Consider the following 12,814-nt stretch of genomic DNA (forward strand, 5'->3'; position numbering starts at 1 on the left):
CAGTGAGGGGACGAGCTCGACGAGGTTGTCTTCGACGGCGGCGTCGGGCTTTGCTCGGCGCCGAGGATCGGAACCTTGAGGACCGCGGCGAACCCCGTCTCATCCATGACGCGGCGTCGGGCTTTGCTCGGCGCCGAGGATCGGAACGCCAAATGAGCGGCGAACTGCCCACCAGCTGGATAGCGCGGCGTCGGGCTTTGCTCGGCGCCGAGGATCGGAACCGACTGGTCAACGTCCTCTATGAGAACGACGACATCGCGGCGTCGGGCTTTGCTCGGCGCCGAGGATCGGAACATGGAGGGATTGGCGAACGCCGGGGCCACCGCTCAGCGGCGTCGGGCTTTGCTCGGCGCCGAGGATCGGAACAGCGTCCCTATCCGACAGTGCAGCGCGCAATCAGGCGGCGTCGGGCTTTGCTCGGCGCCGAGGATCGGAACATCGGTGGTGTTGGTGATGACGTCGGTCCCGCGCAGGCGGCGTCGGGCTTTGCTCGGCGCCGAGGATCGGAACAGTGGACGGGCGAAAACGAAAAGCGCCTAACCAGGGCGGCGTCGGGCTTTGCTCGGCGCCGAGGATCGGAACCTTGAGGACCGCGGCGAACCCCGTCTCATCCATGACGCGGCGTCGGGCTTTGCTCGGCGCCGAGGATCGGAACCCCGGCCGCGGCGGGCCGCCGGCGGGACTGTTCGGGCGGCGTCGGGCTTTGCTCGGCGCCGAGGATCGGAACATGACCGTCGACGGAGTGCGGTTCATCGTCGACTACGCGGCGTCGGGCTTTGCTCGGCGCCGAGGATCGGAACCTGCCCAAATCGACCACATCGACGACGACGACTGGGCGGCGTCGGGCTTTGCTCGGCGCCGAGGATCGGAACCTCGGTTGATCTCGTCGATGCCGATCTGGGCGGCCGGGCGGCGTCGGGCTTTGCTCGGCGCCGAGGATCGGAACCCAAAAAAGGCGTCACGACCGCGCCGGCGAAGAAAGCGGCGTCGGGCTTTGCTCGGCGCCGAGGATCGGAACGAAGAATCGGCGTTCGCGTTCGGTCCAGGTGGCTTGGCGGCGTCGGGCTTTGCTCGGCGCCGAGGATCGGAACCTGATATCGAAAACGCTTGCGATCGGGATTTTCCGAGCGGCGTCGGGCTTTGCTCGGCGCCGAGGATCGGAACGGCGAGCGAGTCCGGCAGCTGCAGCGAGCTCTCAGCGGCGTCGGGCTTTGCTCGGCGCCGAGGATCGGAACTGCGGCGCGCTGGACGTGTGGAGTGCCGATAACGGGGGCGGCGTCGGGCTTTGCTCGGCGCCGAGGATCGGAACCCGTCACGTGACGGAACAACTCCATGCGTCCCAGAGGGCGGCGTCGGGCTTTGCTCGGCGCCGAGGGAACCACCGCAGGTGTCCGTTGACATCCGACGTTGGGTATTGCCGCCGCATCTGGGGTATCGGCGTGTCTTTGTCAATCTATTTGAGGCACGGCCGGTACCGTTGTTTGGTGCGCACGTCGCCGGCAGCGCTGTGGCCCCGGGTCAACGGTGGTGTTGAGCTTGAACTCAACTCCACCGGAGGTTACTCGCGCTTGCCGCTAGCCGAGTGCGCCGCGGTGGCCTTTGATTTGGACTGCTCACCTATCCGCGGATTCCCGTCGTTTCGTGGACAGAGCAATTATCCAGGGCTGTGGTGGTTTTCGAAGACTCGTGAGCACATCGGCTATGAGTCATGGGTGGAGCGCGACCATTTGATGGCGCTGGATGCCGATCCCGCGGTCATTGGCGTTGCTTCGCAGCCGTTCCGACTGCATTGGGGTGATGGCAGGCACCACGTGCCAGACTACTTCGTACGTTTGTCCGACGGATCCGCGAGGGTTCTCGACGTGCGCAGCGATAACCGAATATCGGAAGCTGATGCTGAGTTATTCGATCGATCGGATCAGGCGTGCCGTTCGCTCGGATGGACCTATCGGCGTGTCGGCGAGGCAGATCCGGTGGTGACGGCGAACCTGAGGTGGCTGTCCGGGTATCGACATCCACGGGTTTACCGCCCGGCGGTCGCCGCGGCGTTGCAAGCGGCCTTCGACTCGGCGCGGCCACTGATGGCCGGTGTGAGATCGGTCGGCGAAGCGATCATGGTGCTGCCGGTGCTGTTCCACCTGTTGTGGCATGGACAGCTGGGCGTGGACCTTTGCGGGGCCGTCTTGGCCGAGGATTCGATCGTCGGCCCCGCTTTGTCGCGATGACGGGTATGCGTTCAGGCGTCATCCGTGAAGGCGATGAAATCCGTTTATCCGATGGAGTGTTCACGATTGCCACACTTTCCGGTGGCGCGGCCAGGCTGACTGATGCGGTCGGCGGGCAGTCGGTGGTACCCCTGTCTCGGCTGCTGGGTGACCCGACGTTGGAGTTGGTGTCGGGGTCGCGGCCCGCGCTGTGCTCTGAGGAAGCCTTGGCCGGTGTGCCGGAGGCTGCAGCTGAGCGTGCCCGCTGGTGGGAGCGGCACTTGATCGAGGTGTTGACGGGTCGACGGGTTGACGCCGAGGCAGGGAGGCGGCCGCGACCCGAGTTCGATCCGACGTCGTGTTCGCTGCGGCAGCGCGAGCTGGCGAAGCTCGCCGAGCTGCAGTCGGCCGGCCACGAGATCAGCTTGAACACGTTGCAGCGGCAACGCTATGCCTACGAACGAGACGGCCTGTTGGGCGTTGTCGATCGTCGTCACATTCCCCGCCGGCCGGTGTTTGGCCGGGTTGACGAGCGGCTGGTGGCCGCGCTGCGGCAAGCCATCGATGAGGAGACCGACCTGTCGACCGGGACGGTGAGTCGCTTGCAGCGGCGAGTGACAAAATCGTTGGTGGCTCAATACGGCGCGCAGGACGCTCCGGCGCTGCCCTCGCAGCGCACTTTCTATCGCCTGGTGAAGAGGTTGTCGGCGGGCCGGCACACGTTCGGCTCGGCACGCACCCGCCGTTCGCTGGCCAAACAGCCAGATGGCCCGTTCGGTGTGCTGACGGTGGCACGGCCCGGTGAGATGGTCGAGATTGATTCGACTCCACTGGATGTGCGGGTGGTCCTCGATGACGGCACGGTGGACCGGGTCGAGCTGACCGGCATGGTTGACGACGCGACCCGCTCGATTCCGGCCGCGGTGTTGCGGCCCACGACCAAAGGGGTCGACGCGGCGCTGCTGCTGGCCCGGGCGTTGACGCCGGAGTCGATGCGGCCGGGGTGGTCGGATGCGCTGCGAATGTCGCGATCGGTGCTGCCGCATCGCTGTTTGACCGGCGTGGATCAGCGGTTGGCTGATGCGGCCGCCCGGCCGGTGATCGCCCCGGAGACCGTCGTGTGCGACCACGGGAAGGCATATCTGTCGCAAACGTTTCGGCAAGCGTGTTGCACGCTGGGGATCAACCTGCAGCCCGCCCATCCGGATACGCCGACCGACAAACCCAAGATCGAGCGGACGCTGCAGTCGGTGGCCACCTTGTTCGCCCAGCATGTCGCCGGATATGTCGGCTCCAGCGTCGAGCGGCGCGGCAAGAACGCCGAACAGGATGCGGTGTGGTCGATCGTGGAGCTGCAGGCACTGCTGGACGAGTGGATCGTCGCGGTGTGGCAGAACCGGCCCCACGACGGGCTGCGTGACCCCGTCACGCCGGGCAAGGCGCTGACGCCGAACGAGAAGTACGCCGCATTGGTTGAAGTCACCGGCTATGTTCCGGTCCCGCTGTCGGCCGACGATTACATCGAGTTGCTGCCGTCGTGCTGGCGGCGCATCAATTCCTACGGGATTCGGGTCAACAACCGCACCTACGACGCCAAGGCACTCAACCCCTACCGCCGCCAGCACTCGGGGGTGGAATCCAAGAAGGGCCGGTGGGAAGTGCGCTACGACCCCTACGACGTGTCGCGGATCTGGGTGCGCAACCATCACGACGAGGGCTGGCTGGCCGTGACCTGGACGCATTTGCGCACCCGCCCGGCGCCGTTCGGCGAATCGGTATGGCAGCACGCGCGCACCGTGCTGGCCCAACGCGGGCAGGATCAGGCGACCGAATCCGAGATCGCCCGCGCGGCCGATGAACTGCTTGACCGGGCCGCGCAAGGCCCCGCATCCTCCGCACAGGAATCGAAGGATCGCCGGGTGGCGGGTCGAACGCGAGCGACCGCGGCGCCGGCGTGGCCCCGCCCGGACGCCGCCGAACCCTTCGCCGAGGCGGACCCGCCGCCAGGCGGTGATGAGGACGCCGAGGACACCGAGATCGCGCAGGTCATTCCACTTCCGGTGTTCGATGCACGCAAGGAGGCTGAGTCGTGGCGGTTGTGAACACGTTTGCCCCGGTGAGTCAACTCGAGGACCGGCGCCAACCCACTACCACGCTGGAGGGTTGGCGCCGTTTCGTTGATGCGGATCCGCCCGAGTTCACTCTGTTGCCCGATGCGCAGTGGAGCGCCCTGTCGGAGATCGAGCGGACCAATTACAACGAAGCCCGGGTAGCGCATCACAGTGAGCTGGTCGTGGTCACCACATCGGCGATCCAGCGCATCACCAACGAGGGTCGGCTGCTGACCCTGCTCAACCAACGCGAGATCGGCGCCCGGCGCGGGCTGATCATTTCCGGGGCAGCCGCAACCGGGAAGACTACCGCGGTCAAACAACTCGGCCGGTTTCACGAACTGCGTATCCGGACACGATTCGCCGACAAGTCCCGGATCCCGGTGGTGTATGTGACCGCACCGCCGAAAGGCTCGCCACGCAAACTCGCGATGGAGTTCGCACGATTTCTGGGCCTTCCGCCGATGCAACCGCGGGTGAATGTCACTGACATCGCCGACGCCGTCTGTCAGGTCCTCATCGACACCCGCACCGACATCGTGATCGTCGACGAGATCCACAACCTCAACCTCGATACCCGCGCCGGCGAGGAACTTTCCGATCACCTGAAGTACTTCACCGAACACCTGCCAGCCACCTTCATCTACGCCGGCATCGACGTCGAACGCTCCGGTGTCTTCACCGGCACCCGCGGACGACAGCTCGCCGGCCGATGCGGTGTGATCAACACCAGCCCGTTTCCTTTCGCCGGTGAATGGAAGTCGCTGGTGGCCGCGATGGAAGGCACCCTACGCCTGCACGGTCACACCGCGGGAACGCTTGTCGCCGAGGCCAAGTACCTGCACCAACGCACCGGCGGCATGATCGGAAGCCTGGCGCACCTGATCCGTTCGGCGGCTATCCGTAGCATGCTCGATGAAACCGAGAGTGTTACCAAAGATCTGATGGACACGGTGCTAATCGACTACGCGGCCCAAACATCGGCACAGCGTCATGCCAGCTGAGATAGCTACCCGACCGACATGGCCTCGGGGCCCTGCCATGCGATTGCCCCGAACTGTCACACCGTTTCACGCCGAGACGGTCCAGTCCTACCTTGATCGCCTCGCGCACGCCAACCACCTAGACCCCAGACAGCTGCGCCGCTACCTGGCCGACGGTCCAGCGATTTGTTGTCCCCGGCCGGACTGGCTGGCAAACGCCAGCAGCCACCCATTGGTCACTCTGCAGACCCGGCTAATAGGGTTGGTCGGCCGCGACCGCGACACCACCCGACAACGCCGCCACGCCCGACCCGCGTGCCGGCTGTGCATGGCACGCCGCGGTGTCTACGAGCCCGTCTACTGCTGGTTCCCCGACCACGCCACCGTCTGCCACCGGCACCGTCGCTGGATCGGTCCGGGCACCCACACCCTCGACGATCAACGCGATCTGCGCTGCGCGCCTGCCGTGATCGCCGCCGCTCAGCGCCATGCGCGACTGCATCACCGTCACAACGACATGCTGGACTTCGCGGTTAGGGACGCCACTCGGATCCACCGCCGGTGGTCGGGCTGGACAAGCCGGTTCACACTGTCGTCCGCGAACGCCGACATCGACGCCTACATCGCTACGTACCCCGATTTGATCGCGTTGGCCGGAATCTTGGCGGATGCTCGTCGCCAGATTTGGAACACCGCGGTAGCAACACCGGCCCGAGCCCACGCCGTCGATGCGGTCTACGCCAGCGTTGGCCGCCAATTTCCCCAACACCGTGACCAGAACCAGCCCATCGAACACTGGATCGACGATCAGCAACTCAGTGCCACACGCATTAGCAGGCCCGGTTCCCAAGGCAGGGAACGAGCCCGCAGCGTTGAGTAACCCGTCCGGGCCGGTGAGTGCCACCCCGGCATCTCGGGCCTGGCGCACCAGTTCGCGGGCGACTTCCAGCTCGTCGACCTCACGATTTTGGGGGGCTTCGATCGCCGCGGTAGCGGCCTGTTCTTCACTGTTCTGCGATGGCTCCACAGCCACGACAGTCTCGGTCATTCTAGCGACCTTTCCGCCCCCGACACACCGGGGGCCGTCAGGCCCACTTACACCGTTACCGCGACAGTCCCCGCGCGTCAGCCACGGCCAGCGCGGGTGTCCGTTCTCGTTTGACCTGAGGCACTATTTGCTGCCTGACCTGCGGTGAAAATATCGCCGGCCTGTGTGGTTGCGGGTTCGCTGTCGTTGTGACGGTGGGCGGCGAGGAAGTCGTCGACGATGCGTGTGCAGTCGTGGGCAGCCATGGTGCGCAGGCCGGTCATTCGCGCGAAGGCGAATGGCCCGATGAGTTGGCACAGTACGAGTTCGACGTCGAAGTCGCCGAGTTCGGCGCGGGCTTCGGTGCTTTGCAGGATGGCGTCGAAGGGTTGTCGGTATTGGTCAATGACTCGTGCGCGTAGCGCCCTGGGGGCGTGCTCACCGCTGGTGTGATCGGTGGTTGCGGTGGGGCCCAGGGCGAGCCAGGCCAGCGCGGTGACGTGCAGCGGAGCGTCGGCGAATAAGGCGGCCTGGCGGGTGAGCAGTTCGATGAGCCGTTCGCGCAGCGTTCCACTGGCCGGTGCGGGCGGGGTGACTTGAGGTAGCAGCCGCTCGAAGGTCGCTGCGAGCAACTGCGACGAGTTGTTGAAATGGCGGTAGAGGGTGGTGCGAGCCACCTTGGAGGCTTTGGTGACCGCATCGATGGTGACGGCCTCAATGCCGCCGCTGGTGAGCAGTGCGGCCGCTGCGTCCAGTAGGCGATTGCGGGATCGGATCCGGCGGGGGTCGATGTTGTCATCGTCGTTGCCGTCGTCGTGGCCGAACTCCAGCCGGCTGCTCACCCTGGCTCACCTCGCTGCTTCTGCGTTTTTGGCCGGCGTTGCGCGCTTAGGCCGACGGTTATGGCACTAACGGTAGCGCAGCGAAACGGTTCGTAGTGGGAGCGCCGTAGTGTCCGTTCGGCCTCCGTGGCTCGCAGTTACCGCTACTACTAGTAGCGGAGCGCTACTAGTAGTACTATTTGTGCATCACCCGAGGATGTGCCGACGGAGGCGCCATGTACCCCCAATGGATTCAAGCGTGCGTTGTGCAACGCGTGTCGCTGCGTGATGGGCTGGTGTTGGACTTCGATGACTGCAATGAGGTGGTCATTTACCGCCCGCTGCGGCTTACGCTGCCCGCCGTCGGTGACTTTCCGGTCGAGGCAGTGTTCATCGATCCCGGCCGGGTCGCGACTCATGAGCGCCCACTGCTGGATCTCGCCGGCGCGGTGTGTACGCAGGCATGGTGCGGCGATGGTGGTGGGCTGCACCTTGGATTTTCCAGCGGACACCGCATCGATGTTGACGCCCACCCGCAGGTCACCGCCTGGGAGTTGTACGGCAGGCACCACGGCTACATGGCGTGCCTGCCGCATGGGCGGGTCCGGGTGGTCCGCTATGACATCCCCGAGGCCGACGACGCCGAGGTAGATCTCGCCGCACGTCGTTAATGGTCTATTCCGCGCTGCGTCGCGCGTGCGCCGCTGAATAGCGCATGTATCGACCGATGTGGTACTGCGAGTAGCGTAGCGATATCGATAGTTTCGTTTGATGGAGGTGTGGTGGCCGACGGCGATCGGGACTTCTCGGGTACCACGGCGACACTGCTGAAGCGCAATGGTCGTTCGACCCCTACGGCCGATTCCAGCGAGTACAGCGCGCGGTTGGCGGCGCTGGCTGGGTTCACGGTGCGGCACAAGGCGCTGGTGATGGGGGCATGGGTCGGCGTTGCGGTGGTGCTGGCGCTGTTGTTTCCCCAGTTGGAGACGGTGGTGCGGCAGCAGTCGGTGAACCTGCTCCCGCGCGATGTGCCGTCGTTTCAAACGGTGGACCGCATGAGCGCGGCGTTCGGCGAACAGGGTTCCAAAACGATGGTGTTCGTCGCGATGGAAGACCCCGCCGGGTTGACCCCCGCGGCGCGGCAGCACTACGACCAGCTGGTGGCGCGGCTGCGCGCCGACACCGATCACGTCTTGCTGGTTGAAGACCTGCTGGCCGACCCGGTCACCGCGGCCCACGCGGTCAGCCACGACCACCAGGCTTGGTATCTGCCGGTGGGCGTGGCCGGCACGCTGGGTGATCCCACCGCGGCCGCCTCCGTGCAGGCGGTGCGCGACATCGCCGCTGGGGTGTTCGCCGGCACGTCGACCACGGCGTATGTGACGGGGCCGCCGGCGACGTTCAGTGACATGATCGCTTCTGCCGAGCACGACCTGCTGCTGATTTCGATCGCGACTGCAGGTCTGATCGCGCTGATCCTGCTGATCGTGTACCGGTCGGTGTTCACCGCGCTGCTGCCGCTGCTGGTGATCGGGGTGAGCCTGGCCGTCGGGCGCGGTGCGCTGTCCGCACTGGGCGAGATGGGTATGCCTGTGTCGCAGTTCACCGTGGCGTTTATGACCGCGATCCTGCTGGGCGCGGGCACCGATTACACGGTGTTTTTGATCAGCCGCTATCACGAGCAGCGCCGCGCGCAGGTGCCCGCCGATCAGGCCGTTATCCACGCTACAGCCAGCATCGGCCGGGTGATCCTGGCCTCGGCGGCCACCGTCGCGTTCGCGTTTTTGGCGATGGTCTTCGCCCGCCTGAGTGTGTTCGCCGCGCTCGGCCCGGCGTGCGCGGTCGCGGTGCTCGTCGGATTCGCAGCCACGGTCACGCTGCTGCCGCCGGTGCTGGCGCTGGCCGCCAAACGCGGTATCGGCGAACCAAAATCCGATCGCACCCGCCGGTACTGGAACAGCGTCGCCGTCGCGGTGGTCCGGCGCCCCGGCCGGTTGCTGATCACCAGCCTGGTCATCCTGCTGGCTCTGGCAGGAGTCGCGGCGACGATGAAAATCAGCTACGACGACCGCAAAGGCCAGCCCACCAGCACCGCCAGCAACCAGGGCTACCAGCTGCTGGACCGCCACTTCGGCAAAGATATCGTCATCCCCGAATTCCTGGTCGTGGAAAGCCCCACCGACATGCGCACCGGTAAGGGGCTGGCCGACCTCGACGAAATGGCCTCCCGCATCTCCCAGATTCCCGGCGTCAAAAAAGTTTCCGGGGTCACCCGGCCCACCGGAGAGCGCCTCGAGCAGGCCCAACTCTCGTGGCAGAACGGCCAGATCGGCGACAAGTTGGCTGGCGCCGTCGCCGACGGCAACGAACGCAAGGACGATCTCGCCAGGCTCACCGACGGCGCCGACCAACTCGCCGGCGGGCTCGCTCAGCTTGACACCACCCTGCGCAGCGCTTTGACACCACTGACCGGGATACTGGCTCAAGCTCAGTCCGCCGGCACTCAGGTTCAGCGGTTCCAGCCTTTGCTGCAACAGCTTTCAGCCACCGCCCCGGCCGTCGACCAAGCCATCCAATCCGGCCCCGGGCTGCGGCCCCTGGCCGAACAAGCCCAAAACGCCATCGCCATCCTCGACCCCCTCGTCGGCGCCCTCAACACCTCCCCGTGGTGCGCCACCACACCGCAGTGCGCCCAAATCCGCGATCAAGTTCAGATTCTGGTGAGCTTGCGCGACAGCGGATTCTTCACCGAGGTCGCCGACCTCGGCGACCACTACAACCCCGACACTAATGCCACCGTGGCCGGCACCCTCGCCAATGTCCAAACCGCGGTCACCGCCTTGGACAAGGCCTTCGGAGCCCTCGGTGATCCCGCCGACCTGGCCGGCAACATCAGTCGACTCCAAGACGGCATCAGCCAACTCGCCGCGGGCGCCCAAGCACTGGCGACCGGCGTGCACACGCTGGTCGACAGCAACATCGAACTGCTGTCCGGGATGAACCAGATCGCCACCCAACTGCAGAACTCCGCTCGCGCCAGCGCCTCCTCGGACTCCGCCAGCGGCTTCTACCTGCCCGCCAATGTCTTTGAGAACCGCCGATTCGCCGATGTAGCGAAACAATTCCTGTCAGCCGACGGCAAAACCGCACGCTTTGCCATCGAATCGACCCCCGACCCCTACAGTGGCGCAGCAATCCGCCTGGCACACGAGATCGTCGACGTTGCCAACGCGGCGCGCCCCAACACCTCACTGGCCGACGCCACCGTCTCGGTTGCCGGGTTCCCCGCCGTCAACTCCGACATCCAGCGATTGCTGCGGGCGGACTTCGCCCAACTGGCCATCGCCACCCTGCTCATTGTCGGGCTCATCCTGGTGATGTTGCTGCGCGCCATAGTGGCCCCGTTGTACCTGCTGGGCACCGTCGTGTTGAACTACTTGGCCTCACTAGGCATCGGCGTTCTGATATTCCAATGGGGCCTCGGATACGAAATCGCCTGGCCGGTACCGCTGTTGGCGTTCATCATCCTGGTAGCAGTCGGCGCCGACTACAACATGCTGCTCGTCTCACGGCTGCGCGAAGAATCCGGACGCAATATCCGCGTCGGCGTACTACGCACCGTCGCCAACACCGGCTCCGTCATCACCTCAGCCGGCCTGATCTTCGCCGCCAGCATGTTCGGCCTCACCACCGGCTCGATAGCCATCATGATCCAGGCCGGGCTCATCATCGGCTGCGGACTACTCCTCGACACCTTCCTGGTGCGCACCCTTACCGTCCCCGCCATCGCCACACTGCTGCGCGAAGCCAGCTGGTGGCCCAACGTGCGGCACCGCCATCGCGGCCGGCGGGCCGCACTGAGTTGCTGATCGTAGATCCACTGGTGGATTGACCATGCATGGTCAGGGCGTTTCGGGAACCGGTGAGCGAGGCTGACGTGGACTGTGTCGACGGCGCGAGCGCGGGCCGGGGTTTCTGGCGGCCGCTTCAGGCCCCAGCCGGAACCAAGCAGTGTCCGCTGATGGCTGACAAACCCCGGCCGCGCGCTGGACAGGCGCGTCCGAATCCTCCCGCACCTGCCCCACAGGCGACCCCTCTCCAGAGACAACTGATACCCCACCAAGCTCCCTTGCTGCCACGAAAGTCGACTTACCCCAGATTAAATGGCAAACCATCCGTTGCCGGTTGTCACTTGATCTGAGGCACCGCAGGTCAAGCGGCCATGGGTGCCTCAGATCAAATGACAACGGACAGCAGGAGCATTTCTGGCCGATCTGGAATTGGCCGGGCGGCGTCGGGCTTTGCTCGGCGCCGAGGATCGGAACCTGACGCGGCGGTGGCTGTTTCCGGCGCGCGGTGGGCGGCGTCGGGCTTTGCTCGGCGCCGAGGATCGGAACGCTGACGTCTACGCCGTGGAGTTCGCACCACTGTGGCGGCGTCGGGCTTTGCTCGGCGCCGAGGATCGGAACGCCACGGGAATCGAGACGTGGCTGGCCTCCGGTGGCGGCGGCGTCGGGCTTTGCTCGGCGCCGAGGATCGGAACGTATCACGCGATGGACGTGCGGGAATGGCTCCGCGGCGGCGTCGGGCTTTGCTCGGCGCCGAGGATCGGAACCCGAAAGGAAGGAGCCCATTGTGGCATCCCTGAGTGGCGGCGTCGGGCTTTGCTCGGCGCCGAGGATCGGAACGTCGGGGGAATCCTCAAGCACATCCCCGGGATGCAGGCGGCGTCGGGCTTTGCTCGGCGCCGAGGATCGGAACACCGTCACCACGTAGGTAGGCTGGGTCAGATTGGGGCGGCGTCGGGCTTTGCTCGGCGCCGAGGATCGGAACCAGAACGCGATCGTCGAAGACGGCCGCGGTCCGAGGCGGCGTCGGGCTTTGCTCGGCGCCGAGGATCGGAACGTTGTAGGCGGGCTGGTTGGTCACGGTGTTCCCTTGCGGCGTCGGGCTTTGCTCGGCGCCGAGGATCGGAACAGTGGTGGCTACGGCGGCGCCTACCCGGCGGGCTGCGGCGTCGGGCTTTGCTCGGCGCCGAGGATCGGAACTCACCCTCCTCCGGAGCGACGAGTATCGCGTAGGGGCGGCGTCGGGCTTTGCTCGGCGCCGAGGATCGGAACAAGAGTCGGAATCGGGACGTCAACGAAGTCCGGCTGCGGCGTCGGGCTTTGCTCGGCGCCGAGGATCGGAACGTCAAGTTCGGACCGCTGCTGGCCAACCAGGTGAGCGGCGTCGGGCTTTGCTCGGCGCCGAGGATCGGAACCTGATCAGCACGACCGGAGGACCCAACCCGGTCAGGCGGCGTCGGGCTTTGCTCGGCGCCGAGGATCGGAACGTTTACCTCGCGGTCGTGGGCGATGGCCGCGGCGTCGGCGGCGTCGGGCTTTGCTCGGCGCCGAGGATCGGAACGCCACCGCGTAGCCGTTGGCGTCCTTGACGACCGGCGCGGCGTCGGGCTTTGCTCGGCGCCGAGGATCGGAACGTGTACCCCGTTTGGTGCCGTTGCCGCGCTTGGGGCCTGGCGGCGTCGGGCTTTGCTCGGCGCCGAGAATCGGAACGGTTATGCACACGTGCTTGGTGAGGCACGAGTGTTCGCGGCGTCGGGCTTTGCTCGGCGCCGAGGATCGGAACATCGGGGAAACAATGACAATTCGAGATTTGGAGGGGC

Annotated in this window: 7 protein-coding genes, 1 pseudogene and 2 CRISPR repeat arrays (2 of these 10 running past the window's edge); of the genes and pseudogenes, 6 read left to right on the top strand and 2 right to left on the bottom strand. The window is 66.0% G+C overall.

Annotated features, from left to right (window positions below):
• Window positions 1-1,383: direct repeats of the CRISPR family, unit length 37 nt; unit sequence GCGGCGTCGGGCTTTGCTCGGCGCCGAGGATCGGAAC (it extends 180 nt beyond the left edge of the window).
• Between the two features lie 101 nt (window positions 1,384-1,484).
• From ACJ512_RS08675 to ACJ512_RS08690, 4 genes are all read left to right on the top strand, one after another.
• A complete protein-coding gene (locus ACJ512_RS08675; protein WP_067255671.1) occupies window positions 1,485-2,225 on the top strand; it encodes a TnsA-like heteromeric transposase endonuclease subunit in 741 nt (246 codons plus the stop codon).
• Between the two features lie 122 nt (window positions 2,226-2,347).
• Window positions 2,348-4,306, top strand: a complete 1,959-nt coding sequence (locus ACJ512_RS08680; protein ID WP_067255893.1) for a Mu transposase C-terminal domain-containing protein — start codon at window positions 2,348-2,350, stop codon at window positions 4,304-4,306.
• Window positions 4,294-5,319 carry a TniB family NTP-binding protein gene (locus tag ACJ512_RS08685; protein WP_067255668.1) on the top strand — a complete coding sequence of 342 codons (1,026 nt, stop codon included), beginning with the start codon at window positions 4,294-4,296 and terminating at the stop codon, window positions 5,317-5,319. Before ACJ512_RS08680 ends, ACJ512_RS08685 begins: the two co-directional genes overlap by 13 nt.
• Window positions 5,320-5,356: 37 nt before the next feature.
• Window positions 5,357-6,178 (top strand): TniQ family protein, encoded by an 822-nt coding sequence (locus ACJ512_RS08690; RefSeq protein ID WP_067255666.1) that lies wholly within the window; start codon window positions 5,357-5,359, stop codon window positions 6,176-6,178.
• On the opposite strand, the pseudogene ACJ512_RS08695 reads toward ACJ512_RS08690, so the two are convergent.
• Window positions 6,167-6,346 (bottom strand): annotated as a pseudogene (locus ACJ512_RS08695) (IS256 family transposase); the annotation flags it as partial. The gene ACJ512_RS08690 and the pseudogene ACJ512_RS08695 overlap by 12 nt on opposite strands.
• 77 nt (window positions 6,347-6,423) lie before the next feature.
• The gene (locus ACJ512_RS08700) at window positions 6,424-7,167 is read right to left on the bottom strand and encodes a TetR/AcrR family transcriptional regulator (protein WP_067255664.1); all 744 of its coding nucleotides are present in this window, start codon (window positions 7,165-7,167) and stop codon (window positions 6,424-6,426) included.
• Window positions 7,168-7,382: 215 nt separating this feature from the next.
• Between ACJ512_RS08700 and ACJ512_RS08705 the strand changes: the two genes are divergently transcribed.
• Together ACJ512_RS08705 and ACJ512_RS08710 are read left to right on the top strand one after the other, a co-directional pair.
• Window positions 7,383-7,817 (top strand): DUF6188 family protein, encoded by a 435-nt coding sequence (locus tag ACJ512_RS08705; protein ID WP_041317922.1) that lies wholly within the window; start codon window positions 7,383-7,385, stop codon window positions 7,815-7,817.
• Window positions 7,818-7,928: 111 nt separating this feature from the next.
• Window positions 7,929-11,015: an MMPL/RND family transporter gene (locus ACJ512_RS08710; protein ID WP_194074202.1), complete on the top strand. Its 3,087-nt coding sequence runs from the start codon at window positions 7,929-7,931 to the stop codon at window positions 11,013-11,015.
• Window positions 11,016-11,434: 419 nt separating this feature from the next.
• Window positions 11,435-12,814: a CRISPR direct-repeat array (repeat unit 37 nt; unit sequence GCGGCGTCGGGCTTTGCTCGGCGCCGAGGATCGGAAC); it runs 547 nt beyond the window's last position.

Origin of the sequence: Mycobacterium cajalii (assembly GCF_045809005.2) — a bacterium.
GTDB lineage: Bacteria > Actinomycetota > Actinomycetes > Mycobacteriales > Mycobacteriaceae > Mycobacterium.